Annotated in this window: 19 protein-coding genes; 11 read left to right on the forward strand and 8 right to left on the reverse strand. The window is 34.3% G+C overall.

All coding sequences use genetic code 11. The annotated features are described in order from the left end of the window. Window positions 1-70 precede the first annotated feature (70 nt). Entirely contained in the window at window positions 71-2476 is a 2406-nt protein-coding gene (locus OQ292_RS03000) for an ATP-binding protein (RefSeq protein ID WP_284684564.1), read from the forward strand. A gap of 6 nt (window positions 2477-2482) precedes the next feature. Here OQ292_RS03000 and OQ292_RS03005 read toward each other — a convergent pair whose 3' ends face one another. Then, a complete protein-coding gene (locus tag OQ292_RS03005; protein ID WP_284684565.1) occupies window positions 2483-3775 on the reverse strand; it encodes an alpha-L-fucosidase in 1293 nt (430 codons plus the stop codon). A 153-nt stretch (window positions 3776-3928) separates the two neighbouring features. Here OQ292_RS03005 and OQ292_RS03010 point away from each other — a divergent pair, with 153 nt between their 5' ends. After that, entirely contained in the window at window positions 3929-5506 is a 1578-nt protein-coding gene (locus OQ292_RS03010; RefSeq protein WP_284684566.1) for a glycosyltransferase family 39 protein, read from the forward strand. On the opposite strand, the gene OQ292_RS03015 is transcribed toward OQ292_RS03010, so the two are convergent. Continuing rightward, entirely contained in the window at window positions 5507-5788 is a 282-nt protein-coding gene (locus OQ292_RS03015; protein ID WP_284684567.1) for a hypothetical protein, read from the reverse strand. Window positions 5789-5907: 119 nt separating this feature from the next. Next, entirely contained in the window at window positions 5908-7017 is a 1110-nt protein-coding gene (locus OQ292_RS03020) for a BamA/TamA family outer membrane protein (protein ID WP_284684568.1), read from the reverse strand. A gap of 104 nt (window positions 7018-7121) precedes the next feature. Between OQ292_RS03020 and OQ292_RS03025 the strand changes: the two genes are divergently transcribed. Next, window positions 7122-8072 (forward strand): hypothetical protein, encoded by a 951-nt coding sequence (locus OQ292_RS03025; RefSeq protein WP_284684569.1) that lies wholly within the window; start codon window positions 7122-7124, stop codon window positions 8070-8072. A gap of 6 nt (window positions 8073-8078) precedes the next feature. Here the strand turns inward: OQ292_RS03025 and OQ292_RS03030 are convergent, their stop codons facing one another. Continuing rightward, window positions 8079-8852 (reverse strand): alpha/beta hydrolase family protein, encoded by a 774-nt coding sequence (locus tag OQ292_RS03030; protein WP_284684570.1) that lies wholly within the window; start codon window positions 8850-8852, stop codon window positions 8079-8081. 236 nt (window positions 8853-9088) lie between these two features. Between OQ292_RS03030 and OQ292_RS03035 the strand changes: the two genes are divergently transcribed. Next, on the forward strand, window positions 9089-9757 hold the full coding sequence (locus OQ292_RS03035) for a GOLPH3/VPS74 family protein (RefSeq protein WP_284684571.1): 669 nt from the start codon (window positions 9089-9091) through the stop codon (window positions 9755-9757). Window positions 9758-9928: 171 nt separating this feature from the next. Next, window positions 9929-11212 carry a DUF4861 domain-containing protein gene (locus OQ292_RS03040; RefSeq protein ID WP_284684572.1) on the forward strand — a complete coding sequence of 428 codons (1284 nt, stop codon included), beginning with the start codon at window positions 9929-9931 and terminating at the stop codon, window positions 11210-11212. Here the strand turns inward: OQ292_RS03040 and OQ292_RS03045 are convergent. Together OQ292_RS03045 and lpdA are read right to left on the reverse strand one after the other, a co-directional pair. Further along, on the reverse strand, window positions 11205-11669 hold the full coding sequence (locus tag OQ292_RS03045) for a GNAT family N-acetyltransferase (protein WP_284684573.1): 465 nt from the start codon (window positions 11667-11669) through the stop codon (window positions 11205-11207). The genes OQ292_RS03040 and OQ292_RS03045 overlap by 8 nt on opposite strands. A gap of 84 nt (window positions 11670-11753) precedes the next feature. Beyond that, on the reverse strand, window positions 11754-13154 hold the full coding sequence (gene lpdA / locus OQ292_RS03050; protein WP_284684574.1) for a dihydrolipoyl dehydrogenase: 1401 nt from the start codon (window positions 13152-13154) through the stop codon (window positions 11754-11756). A gap of 386 nt (window positions 13155-13540) precedes the next feature. On the opposite strand from lpdA, the gene OQ292_RS03055 reads away from it, so the two are divergent. From OQ292_RS03055 to OQ292_RS03080, 6 genes are all read left to right on the forward strand, one after another. Next, the gene (locus OQ292_RS03055; protein WP_284684575.1) at window positions 13541-16183 is read left to right on the forward strand and encodes a M1 family aminopeptidase; all 2643 of its coding nucleotides are present in this window, start codon (window positions 13541-13543) and stop codon (window positions 16181-16183) included. 33 nt (window positions 16184-16216) lie between these two features. Then, window positions 16217-16717, forward strand: coding sequence for an endonuclease V (locus OQ292_RS03060; RefSeq protein ID WP_284684576.1), 501 nt, complete (start codon window positions 16217-16219; stop codon window positions 16715-16717). Window positions 16718-16799: 82 nt separating this feature from the next. Beyond that, window positions 16800-19757 (forward strand): PD-(D/E)XK nuclease family protein, encoded by a 2958-nt coding sequence (locus OQ292_RS03065; RefSeq protein ID WP_284684577.1) that lies wholly within the window; start codon window positions 16800-16802, stop codon window positions 19755-19757. Window positions 19758-19826: 69 nt separating this feature from the next. Continuing rightward, a complete protein-coding gene (locus tag OQ292_RS03070) occupies window positions 19827-20036 on the forward strand; it encodes a DUF6728 family protein (RefSeq protein WP_284684578.1) in 210 nt (69 codons plus the stop codon). 61 nt (window positions 20037-20097) lie between these two features. Then, window positions 20098-20451, forward strand: a complete 354-nt coding sequence (locus OQ292_RS03075; RefSeq protein ID WP_284684579.1) for an MmcQ/YjbR family DNA-binding protein — start codon at window positions 20098-20100, stop codon at window positions 20449-20451. 154 nt (window positions 20452-20605) lie between these two features. Continuing rightward, window positions 20606-21544, forward strand: a complete 939-nt coding sequence (locus tag OQ292_RS03080) for an alpha/beta fold hydrolase (protein ID WP_284684580.1) — start codon at window positions 20606-20608, stop codon at window positions 21542-21544. An 82-nt stretch (window positions 21545-21626) separates the two neighbouring features. On the opposite strand, the gene OQ292_RS03085 is transcribed toward OQ292_RS03080, so the two are convergent. Both OQ292_RS03085 and ilvA read right to left on the reverse strand, forming a co-directional pair. Then, window positions 21627-23510, reverse strand: coding sequence for a caspase family protein (locus OQ292_RS03085; RefSeq protein WP_284684581.1), 1884 nt, complete (start codon window positions 23508-23510; stop codon window positions 21627-21629). A gap of 137 nt (window positions 23511-23647) precedes the next feature. Next, window positions 23648-24925, reverse strand: coding sequence for a threonine ammonia-lyase IlvA (gene ilvA, locus OQ292_RS03090; protein ID WP_284684582.1), 1278 nt, complete (start codon window positions 24923-24925; stop codon window positions 23648-23650). Between the last annotated feature and the right edge of the window lie 8 nt (window positions 24926-24933).

Raw genomic sequence — 24933 nt, forward strand, 5'->3', positions numbered from 1 at the left:
TACTAAAAAGTATAATAAAAGATTCGATATGAAGTAAAGAGTAACATCATGTTTTAATGTGTAACAATTCATGAAAAAAAAGTTACTCTTTTATATATTATTTTTCAATATTTTTCTGGCAAACGCTTCATCAAATGGCAACCTCAATGTTGTTGAAGCATTTGTTATTGAAAATGAGGAAGACAACTATAATCATTTAGAAACCTACCTCTATTGTTTAGTAGATAGCACTAATTCGATTGTAGTTGAAGACATTCTCAATAGTCAATACAATTTTGTCCCCCATAATCAGCTATTTGAAACCCAAAAAGCTAACCCAGATTATGCATTATGGGGCTATATCAGACTGGTAAACCCTAAGCGACATAAAATAAAAACCATTCTCAATACATCTTCAATAGGCACAAACTATGTGGATGTTTACTACAGAGATATAGATGGGAACCTAATCCATAAGAAAACTGGCGAATATGTTCCTTATGATGAAAAAGACATTAAAAACTCTAGAAGCAATAAAGTAAACCTCGAAATTTCTGCAGGTACTTATATTGATGTATACTTTCGTATAAAAAATAAAGATAATAGAACACCAAGATTTCAAATCTCTTTAGAATCTAACAATAGTTTTCACAGAAGTATAGAATCTCGAAATATCTTCCAAGGAGTGTTTTTAGGAGTGATATCGATAATGGTTCTTTACAATTTCTTTCTCTATTTTTTTAGTAAAGACAAAGCCTACATCTACTATGCAATGTATATTGCAAGTACCATCTTCTATTTTATTTACCATTATGGTTTTGCTTTAACAACTTTTGCACAAGATATACCTGAGCTCAATGCCTATATTTATGTATTTACCGGAGTTGCAACTGTCTATTTCTTTCAGTTTATCAGAAAGTTTATGGATACAGCTCAGCTTATACCTGTATGGGATAAGATATTACTTTGGGTTATTAGGATAAGATCGAGCATTATTGTTTTAGAACTAAGTATTCTTGCAACCACATTTAATTACGATTTGGTTGCCTCAATTAGCACAAACACTTTATTAATAATAGTACTTTTCTCAAGCGTACTATTAATAGTATTGCTAAAAACCAGAAGTAGCATTGCATTATATCTGATTTTTGGAACCATGTCTTTAAAAATCATGGCATTGGTTGCTACTTATCTTCTGTATTATTGGGAAATCAGCAATGCAATTGGCTTTATACAATTAGGTATTATTCTAGAAATACTTCTTTTCTCACTTGGTCTTGGGTATCGCTTTAAGATTAATGATGAGCAAAGAATTATAGATCAACAAAAATTGATACAACAGCTACAAGATAGCGAGAAGAAAAGAACACAGCTTAACAAAGAGCTGGAGCACATTAACCATGAGTTAGAAGGTAAAGTACAAGAAAGAACTGAAAAAATCAGAGAACACCAACAGGAAATAGCTATACAGGCAAAAGAACTGGTTGAAATGAACTGGGAGCTTTATGAAAAAAATGACAGACTCTATAAAATCAATTACGATATGGAGCTGGCTAATAAAGCACTCAAATCTAAAAATAAAGAGCTTGAAATTCTGAATGAAAAACTGAATAAAACATTAGCACAATTGAAGGCTGCTCAGGTACAATTAATTCAATCTGAAAAAATGGCATCTGTCGGTTTGCTAACAGCAGGTATCGCCCATGAAATAAACAACCCTATCAACTTTGTTTATGCTGGTGCAGATACTTTACAAATGGTACTAAAAGATTTAATGGAGGTTTTAGACCAATACGATAAAATCACTCCGGAAAACAGTTATGATGAGATTGTTTCATTCTTAGAAGATATGAAACGCCTCAAAAACGATCTCGAGTTCGAAGAAAACAAAGAAGACGCTTATAACTTATTAAACGACATTAGAGAAGGAGCTGAAAGAACCGCCGAAATTGTTAGAGGCTTAAGGGTATTTTCAAGACTTGATGAAGACGAATTAAAAACTGCCAATATCCACGATGGAATAGAATCTACGCTTACACTCTTAAGAAACCAGATAAAAACCAGTATAGAAGTAGTTAAAGAGTATGATAAAAACATGCCACCTGTAGAATGCTATCCTGGACAGTTAAACCAAGTATTCATGAATATTTTGGTTAATGCAGTTCATGCTATTAAAGATGGACCTAATAACGAAATAGGCAAAATCTCAATCAAGACTGTCGCACATTCTATGGTACTTGCAGATAAGTATGCAGATATTGCTGATGATGGTTATCTGGAAATAATCATAGAAGACAATGGTAATGGCATTCCAGAAGATGTTCAAGAAAGAATATTTGAGCCCTTCTACACTACTAAACAAGTTGGTGAAGGAACAGGACTAGGACTTTCAATTAGTCATAGCATTATACAAAAACACAATGGCGATATTAAGCTTGAAAGTGAAACCGGAAAAGGAGCCCGTTTTATTATTAAGTTACCCATAAAACAGGCTTAAATTCTTCTACTCGCTATCTTTGTAAGCTGCATTTTCAATTTTAATTACGATAGGATTAGGCCATTGATAGTTATTATAAATTCTTTGTGCACGCATTACACTAACTAACAATCCTCTATCTGTTGGCACACAAAATGGTGTTGCGTCTTTATCTGGCTGATAGTTTACAATTTTACCTGCATGGCCAAGTACACTTACTTTTGTTTGGGCATTTCCTTGCAAACTTTTAATTAAAAACTCCTTTCTTTCACCATGTTTTAATGTTTCATCTGTGAGAAAGGCATATACAGTAGATGGTGTTTCTTCAGATTTTACAAACCAGAAATTATTTTCTTTTATAATATCAAAAGGTATTACCCCATATAATGCTTCATGATTTACTAAATTCCAAAGGGCTGCTTCTCTTAATCTGTCATCTTGTTCCTGTGGAATTTCTCCATAAGGATCAGGACCTACATTCATCAACAGGTTTCCTCCTTTTGCTCTAATCTCAATCAACATATTGATAATGTCTGTTCCACTTTTGTAAGATTCATTTGTAGGTTTATACTGCCATTGTGTGCCCATGGTAAAACAAGCTTCCCATGGCCCGGGAATTGGTGAATTAGGTAAGTTTTGCTCAGGTGTTTCCATCCCTCCTCTTGTTACAACTAAATCTGGATCAATATCCCAAGCATGCACAGCCAATAGATTACTCTGTTCATCCATTCCATCAATAAACAAAATATCAATCTTGCCATATTGAGTAAGCATTTCTTTTAATTGCTTTTTATCATAATCCATTAACTCCTTATTATTGCTAATCAATACCTTTTCATCTTTCCTACTTACAGGAATTCCTTGATTATGAATAAAGTAGAAATCATCAGGAGAAAAATATAAGCCAATAGCTATTCCTTGTTTTCTAAAAGCATCTATAATTTCTTTTGTAACATCCTTTCCAAAAGGAGTATTCATTATGCTAAAATCTGTGGTTTTAGTATCATACATACAAAAACCTGAATGATGTTTTGCTGTAAATACTACATACTTCATCCCTGCTAATTTTGCTAATGCTGCCCAATCGTCAGGATTAAATTTATGAGGATTAAAAGTTGTTGGCAGATTTTTAATATAAAAATCAATATAATCTTCAGAAGCACCAACCATTGAATGGCTTATTACTGATCCAACCTGAGCATCTAAACTCCAATGTATAAACATTCCAAAACCTAAAGAAGAAAACCATGCTTCTCTTTCTGGTTTATTTCGCTTGATTTTTATTTGTGCAGTTAAATTTGATGATATCGCAAAAATCATCAGGCAGGAAAATATGAATAATTTGAGATTCATTTCTTTACAGTCTATTGATTAAATATTTCTTCTTCTCATAATGCTAAAGAAAATTCTTTAAACTGTGTAAAAATCCTTACATATCTTTGCTAAATCAGATTAATTAACCGCTTAATATCGATGCGAGAAGAAATCCAACTTCAAAAACAATATATAATATTTGCTTTTCTACTAATTCTTGGAGGGCTATTTATAAACATGGGCAGCCATCCTCTTTACCACGAAGAACCCCGCAGAGCTATGATAGCGTGGGAAATGCTGCAACATCATCAGTGGTTTACACCTACTGTATCAGGCGAGTTTTATTACAAAAAACCAGCATTTTATAACTGGCTAATAGCAGGAGTTTATAGCATCTTTGGAGTGAGTGAATTTAGTTCAAGACTATTATCTCAACTGGCATTTATTGGCTTGGCATTTATTGGCTTTTTAGCCGGCAAAAGATATGTAAACACAAACTTTGGCATTTGGAATGCGCTTCTTATGCTTTCTTGCGTTGATATCGTTTTTTACTTTAGTGTAACTGGCGCTGAGATTGATCTGGTGTTTTCATTCATCATTGCATCAATGGTATATCTACTATTTAAGTTTTATGATGATGAAAAGTATCTTTTAATGTTTACTGTTGGCTATACATTGGCCGCCATTGGAACACTTACTAAATCTCTACCTGCCATTGCATTTGTAGGTCTTACTGTATTGATCTTGTTCTATTACCATAAAGATTTAAAAAGGCTTTTTTCCAAAGAACATTTCTTAGGCATAGCAATTTACCTATTAATTGTAGGCGGATACTTTTACATTCATATCAGTAAAAATCCATCAGGTTTAGAAGGATACATAAGTGATATGTGGAAAGATTCTAGTGAGCGGACAGTATTAGAAAAAAGCTATACTAAACTTATTGTACATTTAATCTCTTTCCCGTTTGAGGTAATAAAAAATGTGCTGCCGGCAGGGCTTTTGGTTCTTTTCTGTTTAAAAAGAGATTTTATAAAAAAAGTCAAAGAAAATAAGTTTGTGAAATATAGTTTCTTCTTTCTAATTGCCAACTTACCATTATACTATATTTCTCCAGGAGCAAGATCGAGATATACTTACATGTTCTTTCCTTTTATCGTATTTATTCTGGCATATTTTTACTTTCAAGTAGAAGATAAAAATTCGCTTTTCGAAAAGATACTAAAAACGATTGCAACCATACTATCCATTCTGTTACCACTCACTTTTATTGTACTTATTTTCTTACCTCAAGGAGAATTTATATCTAATTTACCATTTAAAATGGCCTTGTTAGCAGCAATGGGAGCAGTTATAGCATGGTGGCATATCAAAAAGAAAATACATTTTATGCTGGCATTTGTAATGATGATTGCCTTAGCCAGAATCGGATTCGACTTTACAGTAATTCCATACAGAGCTGCATTTTCTTCACAAAGAGTTGATAAGGATGATGCACTCGCAATGAGTGAAATTACCCAAAACAACATTGTTAAGGTGTACAAAGACACTCAAATTTCTCTAACAACCATCTACTACTTCCAACTTTTTAACAATAGAATACTACAGGTATCAGAAGATATCCAACCCGGCGATTTGGTAATACTAGATGTAAAATATAGCAACAACCTCAATTACGAAGAGCTTTATCGCTTTCAGTATCAAGACGAAGAAATGTTACTGGCAATAATAAAATAATTAATAGTTTTGCTTGAACCTGTGAGAACGCTCTCGCAGGTTCTCCTCTTCCATAAATGATTTGAGTTTTAGTAAGTCTGAGTCACTTACGATTAACTCTAAATTTTCAAGCCTCGATCTTAACTCCAAATTTTCTTCTTGAAGCTCGATCAAAATTTTTCTTTCTGACCCATCTAAAGTACCACTTTTCATTTTCATACTTTTGGCTTTTAGATAGGTAAAGCTAAAGATTGCAGATAATGGTATTCCAAACACCATAATAATCGCGATAATATCTTCCATGGATAAATAATTGATTTCATTAAAACTTACCACTTTGACATCATCACTTTAATTGTGGTTACAATAAATCTGGAAAAAAAATCAAATTTTATTAGCTGAGTAAAACTGGAGGATTTTGACTAAAAAGCCTCAGCCAAATTGATATAAAAATTGCTTACTCCATCACCAAATCCATAATCTACTCTAATATTCAGCCTTTCTTTTTTATTTATAGTAAAGCGTGCACCTCCACCATAAGAGTATTTATAATCATCTTTTGCAAAGTCCGATAATTTATCACCAACATCTCCAAAACCACCAAAAGCAGTTAAACCAAATCTAGAGCAAACCTGAAATCTATATTCTGCCTGCAAAACCACCAGATTCTTTTCACGGTATCGGCCTCTATAATAACCCCGTAAAACCTTATCTCCACCAATCATTGCCATTTGCTGAAAAGGCACATTCCCGGTTTTAATTTCGCTTTTAAACTGAGTAGCAATTACATGATTTTTATGTAGGTTAAAATACTTTCTAAAGTCAAACTCAAACTGCTGAAACTGAAAATTACTACCAAAGTATGACTGATAAAATCTGGAAGAAAACTCGGCATAATATCCCCTACTGGCATTTAATACATTATCTCTACGATCTAAACTTGCTAGAAGTCCAAAACCAGAAAGCCTCACACCATTTTTACCTGGAACTTCATTTGTCTCAAGTAAAAAATCAGATTCAGTCTCAATATTAAACATGGTGTAGAGATTGTAAACTCCACCAATAAAAACACCAGGGCTCACCTTACGCATTAATCTACTAGTAAAATTAAAGATGTTGTTGTTGAAAACTTCTTCGTCTTCAAGACGGGTATCATTCCCTATTCCATAAAAATTATCTGGAAACTTTAAAAAAGCGACATTGCCTCTTAGTTGATACTTTTCATCTTTTAGAAAGATATTATGGTCTACACTTAATATAAACTGACCTCTAGTTGTGTAAATCGCAGCAGTTCTTACATTACTGGTTCTTGTAAGAGTATCTAAAGGGTCTAGCTGAAACATATTAATTGCAATTCCCCCAAATGCCAGTTTAGTTTCTGGTGAGTAAAAGGCCACAGGCAAAGCAACCAAAGAGCCTTTTTTCATTTTCTTTTCAACTGTATCTGAATCTGCTAAAAAACAAAATGCTGATAGTTTCTGTAGTATTCCAAAACCTATTAACAGGGTTAAGAAAATAATTTTGAATAACATATCACACGCCAACTTAATCAAATCGAGAAGTAAATTATTAATAATGTGGTCTTTCTTTAAATATATATTTTATTTTTGGCCTTACCAGTTATCAATTTTTCAGAATGAACAAGTTAAGTAAGATTATATTTTATAATTTCTGGCTCATTATAGCCCTTTTCTCTACATTGGCATTTTCATGTAAAGATGATATTTCTAATGGTGATGACGAGGATAATGGAACACCAAAAGAAACAATTTTTAAGACAGGAGCCTCCGCTGGAGCACTATCTTCAGGTGAAATAACTGAAGCTTCGGGACTAGTAAATAGTAGAAGCCATTCAGATTTTTTTTGGATAAATAATGATGGTGGTGCAGGAGCAGAAAACAGAATTTTTCTAGTAGATAAAACAGGAACCTTAAAAGCTACTTATTGGTTAGAGGGAGTATCTAATATCGATTGGGAAGATATAACACTTGGTCCTGGTCCAGAAGAAGGCACCAATTATTTATATGTTGGTCAAATTGGTGATAATCAGGCACAATATGATAAAAGAAACGTGTTCCGCTTTGTTGAACCAAGCCCCGATGAAAGCCAATTTCCATTAACAGATACAATTTCTAATATAGAGACTATCACTTATGTATATCCAGATGGTTCTAGAGATGCAGAAACATTAATGATTGATCCAGTTACAAAAGACCTTTATATTGTATCTAAAAGAGAAAGCCCAGAAATTAATATCTATGTGGCTAGTTACCCTCAATCAACATCTGAAACAATAACCTTAGATAAAGTTGGCACACTGCCTTTTACTCAAGCAACAGCAGGAGATATTTCAAAAGATGGAAGTGAGATTCTAATTAAAAACTATACAACCATTTATTATTGGAAGAGAACTTCAGGTGAAAGTGTTGCTGATGCTTTAGCTAAAACAGCAACAGAAATACCATATCTTATTGAACCACAAGGAGAAGCAATAGCATTTACAACAGATGGAACAGGATTCTATACAGTAAGTGAAGAAGCTAACAACATAGAAGCTGTGCTTTATTTTTACGAAAGAGAAGAATAATTATACTTATATTGGATAAACAAAAGGAAGGAAGCCGGAACTTTCAAAAGGTTTCCAATCTCCTTCTTTTTGGGCTAATCTATCTGCCACGCAAACCATTACACTTGGGTTTAAGGCCATACCAAAATGGCTCGCATATACTTCTATATTTTCAATATTATCACCCTTTTCTTCTTCCATACAATATTGCCAAGACACTACTCCATCATATTTGCTATAAATTGATGTAAATGGTACAGGTGGCACACACTTTAGTTTTTCAATTAAGTGTGGATCGATTCGGTCGGCATCTTTTCCTTTCACCAAATCATAAAACCACTTGGCGTGGCTTGGCTGCAGCAATCCTTTGTAAGGAGAACCCAAAGTAACAACCATTCTAATATGCTCTGGAATTTCATGAGAAATTGCTCTGGCATAAACACCTCCTAAACTCCAACCAACAATACTCACCTTTTTTTTATATCGCTCGTGCAGCTCAATTACTCTTTCTTTCACCTTAATCAAATCTTTTGGATTACCCAGATTTGTACCTAATCGCCAGCGATGCGGTGAAAAATTCTGTCCTTTAAGAAAAAATCGCAATGGACCTGTAGAAAAATCTGATGTCATTAACCCTGGTAAAACCAATACTGGATGTCCATCTCCTTCAGCAGCAAATTTTAATAAGGGATACGATAAAATAAATCCGGTGAGTCCAAATACTGCCCTACTTTCTAGCATTAACAACCAAAGTGATGGAGCTTTTACTTCTACAATTTTTTCGGCGTCTTCATCTTTCATTTTCTGCTCTTTCGTCCAAAATCAATCATTATTTCACAGCTTTAATATAACAAAAGTGCCACTCTTTTTATTCATTTAAGCACTAAACTATCCCTATAGTAATTTTTAAATAAATATTTACAGATAAAATAAATTTCAATGTATTTATTTATCGAAAAGCTAAAATCAAAACAAATAAACTACGTTACATTAATTATTGAAATTAGCCTATTACATAGAATTTTACACGATTTAATATGAATCTTACGCTTGCTGAAGAACTATTACTAATCGCTCTGGATGACAGAAGAGGAAAACTGATAACATCATCAGACTTCTCTATTGATTATTGTTTAGCTGGAGCTTTACTATTTGATCTTACTTTTGAAAACAAAGTAATTTTAAAAGATAAAGTACTAGTAGTTGTAAGCGAAGAAAAACCTCAAGATAGCATATTAAGACAAGCTTTCGATGTAATTACAAAAAGTAGCACACCTGAAAACCTACAATACTGGCTAAATGAACTTTGCGAAAAAATTCCTGGCCTGAGATATGCCTTAATGGAGCATTTAGTTGCAAAGGATGTACTTTACAAAGTGGAGAAAAAACTTTTAAAGATATTTTCAAACCCAAGGTACTTACCTAAACAAGGAGAGTCTGAACATTTAGTAAGAACAAGAATTAGAGAAATTATTCTTCATAATAAACCCTTCGATCTTAAAAGTGTAATGCTAATAGGATTGGTTAATGCAGCTGATCTTGTAGAGGAAATTTTTCCTGCGTTAAACGATTTAAAAGTAGCCAGAGATTGGATAAAGCAAATCCCTCGTTCACAAAAAATCCATGGCACCATTTCAGAAACTCTTGAAGAAATTCAATCAGCTGTTAATGCGTCTATTAATGTTCCAATCATTGTAAGAACTTAATATCTGAAAAAACTACAACAAACTTCTTTCGCACACCATACTATCAAATAAAATACTCCCACACATACACTCTCTTTTGAGATTTTTTACCTAAATTAAGGCAATCCACTTTCAGCCTTAAAATCTTTTTTTACTAGCATTCTAAGACTATTTTTAATTAACCATTCCGTAATGATCTCCAAAACTAATTTGTTGATCGCTTTCGGTATCAGCTTCATTTTATGTAGTTGCGGAAGCAGACAAGAAGTAAAAGAAAATGAAAAAAGCAATGCGAACTTAAAGGTAACTCTTACCAATTCCCTCCCTTTAGAAAGATTAGATGAACCAATTACACTAAACAAAAGTGATATTGAAGAAATACTGGGAGTACTTAATTCAGCCAATCACATTGAAATTATTGATGAGAATGGGACAGTAATTCCCTCACAAACTGATGATATTTATTTGGATGGAACGTGGGATGAACTAGCCTTCGTAGCTGATTTTAAACCAGAAGAAAGCAAAACATTCACTATTGCCCTAACTGAAAAAGAAACAAAGTTTAAAGCAAGAACAAACCTTCGCTTTGCCCACAGTAGAAAAGGTGAGCATATTTACACAGAGATGGAAAAGGAATACCGACCTGCCGATCATTTTAGGAATAACAACTCTGGTAGGTATCAAATGGAGGGGCCTGCTTGGGAAAATGACATTATCGCTTTTAGATATTACTTTGATAACAGAAACGGCAAAGACATTTATGGAAAGCAAACCAAAGAAATGGTACTTGACTCGGTAGGCATTGTAGGCGATTACCACAAACTGCAAGACTGGGGAATGGACATTTTAAAAGTAAACAACTCGCTAGGTGCTGGTGCAATTGCCATGATTGAAGATGGTAAACTATATCGCCTAACTGGTTGCGATACGGCTATGTTCGAAAAGGTATTTGAAGGGCCAGTAAGATCGAGGTTTCGTTTAAGTTTTACCAATTGGCAAGTCGGAGATAACACTTACAATTTTGCAGAAGAAATTACTATTTGGGCAGGAAACCCATGGTACGAAAGCAGCCTGTATTTATCTAATTTCGAAGGGGAAAAAGAACTGGTAACTGGAATTGTAAATATCCATAGCGATTCAGTTTCTTTTAGAGATCACGATAATAAAGCCATCTCTATCTCAACTCATGCACCGCAAGCATACGATGGTGAATATTTAGGAATGGGAATTTTAGCTAAACAGGCAGATTTTATAGGAAATGATGTGGCACCAAAAACTGGCGAAGGAGTTACAGAAACTTACTACATAAAATTAAAAGCAAAACCTGAACAAGCAGTTTCCTTTAGATTTATGGTTGGTTGGGAAATACAAGACAGTGATTATGCTGATTACAGTTACTTTATGAACAAGCTAGAAGAAGAAGGAAAACAATTAGGAACTCCTTTAGAAATAAAGATAGAAACACCTACTATGTAAGCCTCTTATTCATTTTGTAATTAGTAAAATATACTCCTTTTAAAAGTACTTCTTGCTCTTTTATAACAGCAAAGCCTTTAGATATAAAAAAAGGTTTTGCTGTTATACTCACATCAGAAGTAATTTCTGACATTTTATTTTGAAAAGCATAATCTTCAATTGCTTGCACTAAAGCAGTAGCCACACCTTTTCCCTGATGCAGATGACTCACAAACATATAATCCAGATAACCTTTCTTTGTAATTGATGTAAAGCCAGCAACTTCTCCAGCAACCTCTGCCAAAATAAAATATTGATCGGCAATTTTAGATTTCCACTTTTCATAATCATCATATCCAGAAGCCCAGATAATTACCTGTCGCTCATTATAATCTTTCTTATTTACATGAAGAATGGTTTCTTTAAACAGTTGAGAAATAGCTGAAATGTCTGCTTTAGTCGCTTGTCTTATTTGCATGACGCTAGAAAGTGTAAATTGATTAGATAAGATACAAAAAAAGCGGCTAAAAAGCCGCCTTCATTTATCTTTAGGAAGTGATGATTATAAGTGAATTACTTCGTCATAAGCAGCTGCAGCAGCTTCCATAATAGCCTCAGACATAGTTGGGTGAGGGTGTACAGATTTTATAATCTCATGACCAGTAGTTTCTAGGTTTCTAGCAACTACAACCTCTGCAATCATTTCAGTTACACTAGCTCCGATCATGTGTGCTCCAAGCCATTCGCCATATTTTGCATCGAAGATTAGCTTAATAAATCCTTCTTTGTTACCACCAGCACTTGCTTTACCAGATGCTGAATAAGGGAATTTACCTACTTTAATTTCGTAACCTGCTTCCTTTGCAGCTTCTTCAGTAAGACCAACAGAAGCAATTTCAGGAGTACAGTAAGTACAACCAGGTATGTTACCATAGTTAAGAGGCTCAACGTCCATTCCAGACATTTTCTCTACACAGATAATACCTTCGGCAGAAGCAACGTGTGCTAGAGCAGGTCCTTTTACAATATCACCAATTGCGTAAACACCTGGGATATTGGTTTTATAGTAATCGTCTACAATTACTTTTCCTTTATCATGAGCAACTCCTACATCTTCTAATCCAAGGTTTTCAAGGTTAGTAGCAACACCAACCGCAGAAAGAACTACATCACATTCTATAGTGAACTCCTCGCCTTTTCCGTTTGGTTTTACTTTTACTTTGCAACCTTCGCCAGAAGTATCTACTTCTTGCACAGCAGCATTGGTGTGAATATCCATTCCACTTTTCTTAAAGCTTCTTTCTAACTGTTTAGAAACTTCTTGATCTTCGTTAGGAACTATTCTTGGTAAATACTCAACAATAGTAACTTTAGACCCAATAGAATTGTAGAAATAAGCAAACTCAACACCGATAGCACCAGAGCCCATAATTACAATGCTCTTAGGTTGCTTGTCCATTACCATTGCCTTTCTGTAACCAATAATTTTTTCATTATCGATTTTAATACCAGGCAACTCACGAGAACGACCTCCAGTAGCTAAAATAATGTTTTTTGCATGGTAAGCAGTTTTGCTACCGTCAGCAGCAGTAACTTCTACCTGATTTTTTGCAATCAGTTTACCATGACCTAGAAGTTTTTCAATTTTGTTCTTTTTGAATAAGAATTCAATCCCCTTGCTCATACCCGCGGCTACATCTCTACTCCTTTTCACCATCCCATCAAAATTTACAGTTGCATCTGAAACCTCTACACCATAATCTGAAGCATGTTTGATGTATTCAAATACTTGAGCACTCTTTAAAAGTGCTTTAGTTGGTATACATCCCCAGTTCAAACAAATACCTCCAATCTCCGCTTTTTCAACCACTGCTACTTTCATTCCCAATTGTGAAGCTCTGATAGCTGCTACATATCCGCCAGGACCGCTTCCTATCACTATTAAATCAAAACTTGATGACATAATTTATCTTTTAAATGAATTGATTAGCTAAAATTTGCGGCAAATTTAACGCTTAAAGGCAGAGAAAAAAACCATAATCTCGATTGTATCACTGAAAAGTGATATTTTCAAATCGACACACGCCTTAAATCATAAATTTGGGCAAAAAACTATTAACACGAACAATTATTTCTGTTAAATTGCAGAAATTTAAAGGAAAATTAGGCTAAAACCTTAAAAACAGTAATTTCATTTATAAAAGATACAATTTTAACCAGCTTCAAGACTTTCCTTAAGTAGAATATTCTGATTTGTAAGCATTTACAAGAATATATCTTACTAATTTTGATAATTATTACTATTATTCATCAAGAAATAAAATATAGCAATTAAGCTCAGCCTTGAATATGACAACTTCCTATATGCAGCAACATAAGAATCAAAGCAAATTGGTCTTTTCCCGACCGGTTTGGTTATACGTTTTCCCTTTACTGCTAGCAATTTATTCTTGTAAAACAACAGAGAAAACTGTAACTGAAAATACAGACCCAGCAGTTGAGTTTACAGGAGTTCCCCAAATACAACAACCAATCCCAGAAGAATTTTTAGAAGAAGCGCAACCTGCATGGGTTGTAGAGAAAAGTGATTACCACCCTTCTAAAACAAAATATTTTGATCTGGTTCATACCTTGTTAGATGTTAAATTTGATTGGGAAAAACAATATTTAATTGGCAGAGCAGAAATTTCAGTATCACCTCACTTCTACAAACAAGACAGTGTGGTTTTAGATGCAGTAGGTTTTGATATAGAAAGTGTTGAGCTACTCGATGGAAAAGATGCAAAAACATTAAAATATAAATACGACAGCTTACTCCTTAATATTCAATTAGATAAGTCGTACAGCAAAAGCGATACATTTAAACTACAGATAAAATATATTGCTAAACCAGAAGAGCAAGAAATTGGTGGTAGTCAAGCAATTACCTCAGACAAAGGTTTGTACTTTATCAATCCGCTAGGCAAAAACCCATACAAACCACAGCAAATCTGGACTCAAGGCGAAACACAAGCCAATTCACGCTGGTTTCCTACATTCGATTCTCCTAATATGAAAACCACACAAGAGATGTTGATTACTGTGGATACTGCCTTTAAAACTTTATCTAACGGTAAGCTTTTAAGTCAACAGATTAATGATGACGGTACAAGAACCGATCATTGGAAACAGGAAAAACCACACTCAACTTACCTCTTTATGATGGCAGTTGGTAAGTTCTCTGTAGTTTCAGATGAACCTTGGAATGGCATACCTGTAAACTATTATGTAGAGCCTGAATACGAAAAATATGCTTTAGACATCTTCGGGCATACTCCAGAGATGTTAGAGTTTTTCTCTGATATTTTAGATTACCCATATCCTTGGGATAAATATTCACAAGTGGTTGTAAGAGACTATGTTTCTGGTGCAATGGAAAATACCAGTGCTTCCATTTTTATGGAGGCCTTGCAAGTAGACAACCATTATTTAATTGATCAAGACTGGGATGATATTATAGCACATGAGCTTTTTCACCATTGGTTTGGCGATTTGGTTACAGCCGAATCTTGGGCAAACCTTCCGTTAAACGAATCATTTGCTACTTACTCAGAATATCTCTGGCTAGAACACAAACATGGCGAGGCAGAAGCTGATTTACATTGGCTAGAAGAAAGAGATTCTTATTTGTTAGAAGCTGAGAGTAAGCGTGTCCCAATGATTCGCTATAACTATGCTAATAGAGAAGATATGTTTGATAGCCATTCTTATGCAAAAGGATCTTTGTTGCTTCATATGTTGAGAAATCATGTTGGAGACGACGCCTTTTTTGCTTCTCTAAATTACTATTTAAAGTCTAATGCATATCAAAATGTTGAAATACACAATTTAAGATTAGCATTCGAAAAAATTACTGGTAGAGATCTAAACTGGTTTTTTAATCAGTGGTTTATGGAAGCCAGCCATCCAGATATAAATGTTGTATCAGAGTATGATAGCGGCAAAGTAGAATTACGCGTAAGACAACTTCAAGATGAAAAATTCACTCCTCTTTACGAAATACCGGTGTTTGTAGATATTTGGGTAGATGGTAAAAAAGAGAGACACGAAATAGTAATCTCTGAAGAGCGCAAAGATTTCACTTTCGAAACCGCTAAAAAACCAGACTTGGTTCAGTTTGATGCAGAAACCTATTTGCCTTGTCAAGTAGATTACATTCAAACAACAGATGAATTTATTTACCAATTCTACCATGCAGAAAAGATTCTTGCCAGAAAAGATGCTTTAGAACAACTAGAAAGCGACATCAGCAATGATGCAAAAATAAGAGATGTATTTATTGATGCGTTGAGCGATTCTCTTTGGAAGATAAGAGAAATTGCCACCGCTGCATTTGCTGAGTATCCGAAAGAAGCTGAAGATTTCGAAGATATTAATAATATGATTAGAGAGATTGCCAACAACGAAAGTAAATCTCTTGTGAGAGCAGAAGCGATTAATACATTAACTAGTCTGGGTAACCAAAATGTTGACATTGTTGAAAAAGCACTTCAAGATAGCTCTTATACAGTTGTAGCTACAGCTTTATATGGTTACGCAAATCTTGGTGGAGAAAACCCAATTGGCAAAGTAGAACAGTTTGAAGAAGTAGACGATCTTACTATTTTACTCACATTGGCAGACTTCTATGGTTACTTTAGCATACCGAACAAACTCGATTGGTTTGCAGGAAAATTGAGAAAGAAAAGCGGACAAGAAGCTGCTCTTCTTACAAATTATTTAGGTGGCTACCTACTAAGCAGACCTATTGAAACTCAAATGCAAGGAGTAGTAATTTTAAAAGAGCTTTTTGAGAATAGTGATGACTTCGAGTCAAAATCATCTTCTTTTCAAGCACTTTACCTTTTAAGCGATTTAGAAGGTGTAGACCAATACATAAAAGCGGCAATGGATAATGAAACCAACCAACGCTTAATAGATTTTTACCATAATATTACAACCATGGGTAACTAAACCTATTTGTAATTAGCGACAGTAAGTAGATAAATGATAGCATTATTTGATGTAGATTATAAAGAAGACAAGGCACATGCTGCTGCAGTAATTATTGAAAACTGGCAAAGTGAAGAACCTTTTAGAATTTACACAAAAATTATAGATAACATCGAAGCATACCAGCCGGGGGAGTTCTACAAAAGAGAGCTCCCTTGTTTGGTTTCGCTCATTAGCTTGTTTGAAGAAGAAATCTCTGTCTTAGTAGTAGATAGCTACGTTTGGGTTAAAAGTAAAAAAGGGCTCGGAGCTTATGTATATGATCACTTTCAAGGAAAGTACCCCGTTATTGGCGTAGCAAAATCAAGATTTGCAGATAATGACGAAAACTGTGTTGAACTTCTTCGAGGCGAAAGCAATAACCCACTTTATATTTCTGCCATTGGCACAGACCTGATTGAAACAAAAGAACATATCTCAGAGATGTCTGGTGAATTTAGAATGCCAGCCATGCTAAAACTAGTCGACAGACTTAGCAAAGAATGGGATAGATAATCACCCAAATCAAAATTAAATTGCTTTCATTTTACAGCCTGAATCAATAATTCATATTTTTACGGCTGATTTTTAATGATTCATGATACAACCTTTCCTTAAAAAAGTAGCAGAAGATTTATACAACAGGTTTGGCAATCAGATTGGCGATACCTTCGTCATATTGCCATCCAGACGGGCATGCATGTATTTCAGGTATTACTTGGCAGAAATTGCCAGTAAAAACCTCTTGGCTCCTGAAATTATGTCGATGGATGATTTTATTGGAAAAGTATGCGATTACCAAATAGTTGACCGTGTGAGCCTCTTGTTTGAGCTTTACCAGACTTATAAAAAGTTTGATAAAGATGAACAGCACAACCTAGAAAAGTTTATCCCTTTGGGTGGTGCCATGCTCAACGATTTCGGTATGATAGACAAAAACCTGAATCAGAAAAAAGCAGAAGAACTTTTCGAATATCTGGAAGAAGTGAAAGCGATGGAGCGTTGGGCGCAAGAACTTGGCGCACCTCCAGAGCTAAAAGAAAATAGCACATTAAAAGAATATTTTGCTTTCTGGACATACCTGAGAGATACATATAAGCAGTTTAGAAAAGATTTGCTTGCCAGAAACTCCTGTTACTCTGGCTTGGCTTATAGACTCGTTTACGATAAACTAGATAATATCTTCGAAGAAGAGCAAATTCACCATATTGCATTTGCAGGTTTTAACCAGCTTACAGTAATAGAAGAAGATATTCTTAAAAAACTACAGAACTCTGGAAAAGCCACACTTTACTGGGATTCAGACGAATTTTATCTCAATAATAAGAGACACGAGGCTGGTGATTATCTAAGGAAATTCACCAAGAGTTGGCTCAAAGATATTTCAAAATTTCAGCATCAGAGTATAGAGAACAATCCTATTGAGATTGACATAATTCATGTAAACAATAATGTTACTCAAGCAAAATTGGTAGGTGATCTCATTAGCCAGACACTAGAAGAAATAAAAGCACAGAATACGCAAAAAACTTTTTTGAGGAGTATGAACCATACGGCGGTGCTTTTACCAGACGAATCTCTCTTGCAACCTCTGCTACATTCTTTGCCTTATCAAAACGATTTTGGTGTTGATTTAGGGAAATGTGTAAATATCACTATGGGTATGTCGATGCAGCAAAACCCCATTTACGATTTAATTGATGCTATTTTCAGGATGCAAGAAAATGTAAAACCTGATGCAAACGATCCTGATAATTTCAGAATATACCACAAAGACCTGTTAAAGATAATCCAACATCCATTTGTTAAGTTTTTTGGTGAGTTTAAAGAAGCACACCAGAAAGTACAAAACAGTATCCAAAGCGAAAATATGATCTACATTTCGCGAAAATGGTTGATGGAGCACAGTGAAATACATCCGGGCTATGCAGTTATTTTTCAGTATTGGGAGAAAGATACTTCCGTTGCTATTGAGTACTTCTATCAGTTTATAGAATATTTCTCTGCATTGTTCAGTGAAGATACAGAAGCTTTAGAAAGCCAGTTTCTTTTCCAATTTTATACAACTCTGAAAAGGCTGGACGACATTCTTCAAAAAAATAATGAAAAAATCTCTCTCCGAACTTTCAGGCAGTTTGTGTACGAATTAGTGAAGAATGTAAAAGTGCCATTTACAGGAGAACCGATTACCCCCATTCAAATTATGGGTATGCTCGAAAGTCGTACACTAGATTTTGAAAATGTAATTATACTGTCGTGTAACGAAGGTTTGTTGCCACAAGGGAAAACCACAGACTCTATCATTCCTTTTGATTTACGTGTAAAAAATAACATGCCTACGCATCAAGAAAATGATGCTTCTTTTGCCTATACTTTTTATAGACTTTTCCATCAGGCAAAAAAAATAACACTTATATACACAGAACCATCTGGTAGTACTGGCGGTGGAGAAAAAAGTCGTTTTCTCAACCAAATTGAAGAAGAATTTGGCTATTATAACCTGCAAAAAGGCGAAAACAGGCAAGTTATATTTAATCAACTGCAAGCAACAGAAGGGCCTAAAGGCATTATTTGCAAGCAGCAACTAACCATGCAATTGCCAGAAAAAGGCAAACAAGATAGACTGGTAAAAAAAGACGATAAGATTATCGAGCTGATTAGAGAAAGATTAAAGAAGGGAGTTAGCCCTTCAGCCATCAATATGTATATAGCTAGTCCGCTCAATTTCTTCCATCGTAGTGTGCTTCGACTCGATGAAATTACAGAGATTGAAGAAGACCTGAATCACAGAACTTTTGGTACACTCATGCACGAAACCATAGATGAGTTATTAAAAGATTCTATTGGTAAACAAGTAGATGCTCAATTACTAGAAACTATTGCCAAAGATGAAAAGCTGGTGAATGCGGTAATGGAATCGGTAATTTCTAAGAAGATTGGCAAAATCGTAAGTGAGCAGGGTAAAAACTTTCTCTTAAGAAGAGTGGCTGAGCGACTACTACAACAGTTTATGCTTCAGCAAGCCGAAAGTGCAGCACCATTTCTTTTAGTCGATCAAGAATCTTTTTATAAGCACTATATTAAAGTATCAATTCCATTTGGTGAACCAGTAGTTTTGTGCATTAGCGGTAAAGCCGATAGAATAGATATTCTCAATAAAGAAATTAGAATTGTTGATTACAAAACAGGCAATTTTAATCCGGCAAAACTCAAAGTGGGTAATGTAACTGAACTGTTCTACGAGCCTGAAAAAGAAAAAATCGTTCAACTCCTACTCTATAAGTATATTTTGATAAAGAACCTGAAAGCTGGAAAAATCAGAAATCTGCCATCAGACTTTAACCTCAATACTTATAAAGTTACTTCAGGCTTTTACTTTTTTAGAAAGATGAAAAGTGACTTTGTAAAATATGCTTTACAAGATGAACCTGACGATTTAAATGAGTTTTGCGAAATGACAGAAGGATTTTTAAAAGACTTTGTAATTGATGTAATGGATCCTGAAAATCCATTCACAGAAAAACCTTCTGTTTTTAAACATATTAAACAAGAATAATAATTTGCGGAAAATCAACTATTTTTAGATTCAACTTGTTGTTGAGTGAAATACAAAAACCAAGATATTATGAGTAACTATACAGATAAAAGAGAAAAAAATACCTTGAAAGACTACTTCTCATTGGGAGAAGTGTTTGGTTACTTCTTCAGAAAAAAAGACCCAAATCGCAAGAGTAATTTAAGCCTTAAAATGATGCATGGCATCAACAAGATTTCTATTATTATGTTCTTAATTGCCATTGTAGTAATTGTGGTAAAAAGAATATTATTCTACTAAAAAACTTGCATCAGACAGAGTAAAGCCATTATTTAGTCAGCAAAGATTTCAGCAAGCTATTATGGACATTGAGTTTTTTAGAAATTTTTGTATTGCAAAGCCAGGTGTTACAGAAGAATTACCTTTCGACAATGAAACACTGGCATTTAAAGTGAAGGGTAAAATTTTTGCCCTTACCCACATAGATAACTTTGTAAGTGTAAACTTAAAATGCGATCCTGAAGAAGCAGTAAAGCTTAGAGAAGCTTATAACAGTGTAAAAGCAGGATACCACATGAATAAGAAACACTGGAATACTATTACAGTGAATGACGATATGAACGACAAAGAACTTTGCCGTTGGGTAAATCATTCGTACGACAGAGTAGTTTCCGGTTTGCCCGCAAAACTTAAAAAAGAGTTACAATCTCAATAAAACTTTTTAATAACCTTGGCGTTTTAGATAATGATGCGAATATATTATCTAAAATATTACATCAAATTTTTTAAGCTTACTGCTAATCATCAAAGGCAGCATATTATCTCCATGCAATTTTCATTTTATTGAATTATAAAACCTGTTACCAAACATGGTAACAAAAAATGCATGGCATTTTTTACTTTATTTTACAACTATGTATCTCAAAGATATTACAGTACAAAAGATAAAAGCACAAACTGACCATAGCTCTCAATTTATTGAGATTAATGGACAAGAAGTGCATTATAAAGATGAAGGAAAAGGACCAGCAATTATTCTTCTCCACGGTATTGCAGGCTCTTTATTTATTTGGGACAAATGGACCCAACAATTAAAAAAGAGCTACAGAGTAATTAGGCCAGACTTACCAGCTTTTGGCCTTACAGGGAAGCCAAACGATAATAATTTTTCTATGGAGAATTACACCAAGTTCGTGATCGATTTAGCGAATAAACTTGGTTTAAATAACTTCTATTTAGGTGGTCATTCTACTGGTGGACAAATTGCATACGAAACCGCAGCACTTATTCCAGATAGAATTACAGCATTGGCCCTAGTAGCTCCCACAGGATTTTCGAAAATTAATAACAATGCGTTGAGCGCTACTTTTAGACTGGCATTTAAAACTTTTGGAAAAGAACACATAACATGGGTTACGTCAAGATACCTGCTTAAAAAACACTTGAAACAATTGTACTTTAAGCAAGAAATGGTAACCGAAACTTTGATTGATAAATACCTAAATAATTTATTAAGAGAAGGTAACAGGCAATCATTCTTTGATTTCTTAAATAAGAACCATAAGATCGCTTCGGTAAGAATTGGTGAGATTGTAACTCCTACCCTCATTTTATGGGGAGAAGCAGATAAAATTATTCCGGTAAGTGATGCCAGTAAGTTTAAGTCTATCATCACAAACATCAGGTTAATCACTTATCCGGAAGTTGGACACTTCCCATTTGATGAATTTGATGCAGCAAGCTGTACAGACTTAATGGACTTCTTAGGAGACTTTAATCACTTTCCGAGTTATGCCAATTACGCTTAGTGCATTTTAAAATATATTCGTATTACAAAAACAGCCCTCTTGCTAGCTTAACAAGAGGGCTGAATTTTTTAAATTTCTTGTTTTAATATTTTACCATTACCAGATCGTCTATACCATAAATTTCGGGTGTTTGGGTTCTATTTGTGAGTCTTCTAGCTTCGTAAGGCACATGCTCTTCAATATAAGTTCTTATTTCTTTCATGGATATCTCTTTGTTTTTATCCATATCTGCCTCGCCTTGTATGGCTTTTAAAAAGTAATAAGTAAACAGAGAGTGATTTTTATCTCTGTACCAAGAAGATACCTGATCGCCAGTAGACGAAGTAAATATTCTTGATTTTTCATCATTCAAGATCTTCATCTTCGGCTCTATAAATATTGGTGAAATATCTTTTAAAAGCATTCCAGCTTCAGATGAACCACTGAAACATGCATCCATAACTACAGTAAGAGATTTATATGGTATCTGCGATAAATTCGCATAAAATGTATTTACTGGATAACCATTAAATGCAACCAAAGAAGGTTCGCAATTTACAGGCACAAAAAAACCCTCTTTACTTTCTGGATCAGGAGCTCCGTGCCCACTATAAAAAACAAATACATCAGAAATATCTGGCTTTACAAGGTTATACAAACGGGCTTTATGGTTGCCATTTGTACCAAATATTCTATAAAAATCTGCTTGGCGTGCATTCTCGATATACAAAATATTATTTTCTTGAAAACCGAAAGAACTCACAAGATATTTCTTCATGATTTGCGCATCGTTAATCGCAAAATCAACAGGTGGTACATCTTTATTTTCATAATCTTTATTGCCAATAATTACAGCTATTGCATTACTATTAACCAATTTTGTTTTAGGTATATTAATATCAACATCTGCAATTGACCTACTTGTAGTACCTTTAATAACTTTTGGTTTTTCGTATTCTCCAATACTCACTTCAACCGGATCGAACTCTAAATTCAAACCTTCTGGATTGAAAGCAACTGTTTCTGTATTGTTATATTTATAAAGTCTATTAATTAAAGGGTTTTCTACTTCGACAGAAAGAAATGCAAATTCATCTTCACCTACTAAAGTGAATATTTCATTATCAAATTCAACTTGTTGGAAATTATCGTCGAAGCTGGGGGCTTCATCGCGGGGAACAGAAAGGTAAAATGGGGCAAAGCCTTCCATTTTAATTCTAAAAACCTCATTATCAGGATCATAATCTATTAAAGCTCCTTCAGTCACCAATCTATCCATGGCAATGGTATTGATGGCTTCATCTGTAAATTCCTGAATTTTAACAGCTCTGGCAACTTCATTTACGCGCGCTTCATATTCATCTGATTTTTCGTACCTGCCTCTCTCCTGCCATTTGTTCATCTTATTCTGCACATACTTTTTTACCCTTTCTTGCGCAGTGCCTGTACTGTAATCATTTTCTTCTCGATGAACTATAATAGATTCTTCAGCTTGTTGCTGGTAAAACTTAGAAATATCTTCTTCTGCAATTATTTCGGGATAACTACTCTTATAAAGACTATTTTTATTGTATTCATAATTCCCGACAGAATTATCTAAAAACATATATCCGTTATTAGAACCATCAATCGTATATTGAATATGCATGTAATACTTTTTACCTGGTTCTATTTCAACTAATGTTCTTATATCTGAACCCATATCGCGCTGCGCAGTCCCTAATAAATAAATATAAGAGTCTAGGTCAATTTTGGTTTGCCCTGTTGTATATATTTTGTATCGCATGCGAGAGCCATTGCGAAGCCAACCAACTTCTTTACCATTAATACGCACTGTATGGCGCATAATCCCTGTTAATGGAGACTTAGGTTTGTAAATATATATGGTGGCATAATCATCAGGTTTATCCTGACTAAAGCCAGTAGCACTACAAAATGTGATGATTAAAAACAGAAGCAATCCAGAAACTTGCTTTTGACGTGTCATGTTATTGTAATTATCCAGCAGAGAAATAAATATTTGTAAATAAGCGTAAAACTTACATGTTAACTTTCTATTGCTATACGGGAAAGAACATCAAAAGATTGCAACAATTTCAATAAAGTTATTAATAACTGTAATTATTAAACTATAAAGTTAAACAGATCGGCTTTTTCGTTTAGTAATTGATAATTGAAACCACGCTCATCCATTTTAGCAATTAACTTTTTGTAATCGTCTTTGCTTTTTACTTCTATACCAACTAGTGCAGGCCCTTTCTCACGATTTACTTTTTTGGTGTATTCAAAATGAGTTATATCGTCTGTTTCACTCAATATTTCTACTACAAATTCCTTTAGTGCACCTGCTCTTTGCGGAAACCTTATAATGAAATAATACTTTAATCCTTCGTACAACAAAGACTTCTCTTTAATTTCTTCCATACGGGTTATATCATTATTACTTCCACTAATAATACAAACTACATTCTTACCTTTAATCTGATCTTTGTAAAAATCTAATGCAGATATACTTAATACTCCAGCAGGTTCAACTACTATTGCTTCTTCGTCGTAAAGTTTTAAGATAGATGTACATACTTTCCCTTCTGGAATTAAGATTATATCATCTATAATTTTTTTACATATTTCTAGCGTAATATTACCTACTTGTTTTACTGCTGCTCCATCTACAAACTTGTCAATTTTATCAAGTTTTACATTTACTCCTTGCGTTATGGAGGTTTTCATGGCTGGTGCTCCAAGTGGCTCTACACCTATCATCTTGGTATTTGGGCTAATTTGCTTAATATAGCTTCCACTTCCGGCAGCTAATCCGCCACCACCAATTGGCACAAATATATAGTCTAAATCAACTTGGCTATCTTCAAGTATTTCGAGACCAACTGTACCTTGTCCCTCTATTACTTTTAAATCATCAAATGGATGGATAAACTGAACATTATTTTGTTCTTTGAACAGCAATGCTTCAGCATAAGAATCGTCAAATGTATCACCAACTAAAACCACATCAACAAATTCTTTCCCAAACATTTTAACTTGTCTTACTTTTTGGTTTGGGGTAGGAATAGGCATAAAGATAGTTCCCTTTATGCCCATTTCTCTACAAGCTAAGGCGACTCCTTGTGCATGGTTTCCTGCACTGGCACATACAACTCCTTTTTTCTTCTCACTTTCAGAAAGGGTACTAATTTTATTATAGGCTCCTCTGATTTTATATGAGCGCACTAATTGCAAATCTTCCCTTTTAAGAAAAATATTTGCCTCGTATCGCTCCGAAAGATTAATGTTTTTGATTAATGGTGTATGTTGCACTACATGTTTTAGACGTATTTGAGCCTTTACAATGTCCTCAACAGGTATTAAATTTTCTGTATGCTTATCGCCTTGCGTGTTATCCATAAATAGTA

Source organism: Chondrinema litorale (genome assembly GCF_026250525.1).
Taxonomy (GTDB): Bacteria; Bacteroidota; Bacteroidia; order Cytophagales; family Flammeovirgaceae; genus Chondrinema; species Chondrinema litorale.

What these genes read in the sequence shown, in the direction of transcription:
- OQ292_RS03075 (WP_284684579.1), top strand. Translation starts at nt 20,098, where the DNA reads ATGGACATTGAGTTTTTTAGAAATTTTTGTATTGCAAAGCCAGGTGTT.
- OQ292_RS03020 (WP_284684568.1), bottom strand. Translation starts at nt 7,017, where the DNA reads ATGTTATTCAAAATTATTTTCTTAACCCTGTTAATAGGTTTTGGAATA.
- OQ292_RS03000 (WP_284684564.1), top strand. Translation starts at nt 71, where the DNA reads ATGAAAAAAAAGTTACTCTTTTATATATTATTTTTCAATATTTTTCTG.
- OQ292_RS03060 (WP_284684576.1), top strand. Translation starts at nt 16,217, where the DNA reads ATGATAGCATTATTTGATGTAGATTATAAAGAAGACAAGGCACATGCT.
- OQ292_RS03005 (WP_284684565.1), bottom strand. Translation starts at nt 3,775, where the DNA reads ATGATTTTTGCGATATCATCAAATTTAACTGCACAAATAAAAATCAAG.
- OQ292_RS03065 (WP_284684577.1), top strand. Translation starts at nt 16,800, where the DNA reads ATGATACAACCTTTCCTTAAAAAAGTAGCAGAAGATTTATACAACAGG.
- OQ292_RS03070 (WP_284684578.1), top strand. Translation starts at nt 19,827, where the DNA reads ATGAGTAACTATACAGATAAAAGAGAAAAAAATACCTTGAAAGACTAC.
- lpdA (WP_284684574.1), bottom strand. Translation starts at nt 13,154, where the DNA reads ATGTCATCAAGTTTTGATTTAATAGTGATAGGAAGCGGTCCTGGCGGA.
- OQ292_RS03085 (WP_284684581.1), bottom strand. Translation starts at nt 23,510, where the DNA reads ATGACACGTCAAAAGCAAGTTTCTGGATTGCTTCTGTTTTTAATCATC.
- OQ292_RS03015 (WP_284684567.1), bottom strand. Translation starts at nt 5,788, where the DNA reads ATGGAAGATATTATCGCGATTATTATGGTGTTTGGAATACCATTATCT.
- OQ292_RS03055 (WP_284684575.1), top strand. Translation starts at nt 13,541, where the DNA reads ATGACAACTTCCTATATGCAGCAACATAAGAATCAAAGCAAATTGGTC.
- OQ292_RS03045 (WP_284684573.1), bottom strand. Translation starts at nt 11,669, where the DNA reads ATGCAAATAAGACAAGCGACTAAAGCAGACATTTCAGCTATTTCTCAA.
- OQ292_RS03010 (WP_284684566.1), top strand. Translation starts at nt 3,929, where the DNA reads ATGCGAGAAGAAATCCAACTTCAAAAACAATATATAATATTTGCTTTT.
- OQ292_RS03025 (WP_284684569.1), top strand. Translation starts at nt 7,122, where the DNA reads ATGAACAAGTTAAGTAAGATTATATTTTATAATTTCTGGCTCATTATA.
- OQ292_RS03030 (WP_284684570.1), bottom strand. Translation starts at nt 8,852, where the DNA reads ATGAAAGATGAAGACGCCGAAAAAATTGTAGAAGTAAAAGCTCCATCA.
- ilvA (WP_284684582.1), bottom strand. Translation starts at nt 24,925, where the DNA reads ATGGATAACACGCAAGGCGATAAGCATACAGAAAATTTAATACCTGTT.
- OQ292_RS03080 (WP_284684580.1), top strand. Translation starts at nt 20,606, where the DNA reads ATGGTAACAAAAAATGCATGGCATTTTTTACTTTATTTTACAACTATG.
- OQ292_RS03035 (WP_284684571.1), top strand. Translation starts at nt 9,089, where the DNA reads ATGAATCTTACGCTTGCTGAAGAACTATTACTAATCGCTCTGGATGAC.
- OQ292_RS03040 (WP_284684572.1), top strand. Translation starts at nt 9,929, where the DNA reads ATGATCTCCAAAACTAATTTGTTGATCGCTTTCGGTATCAGCTTCATT.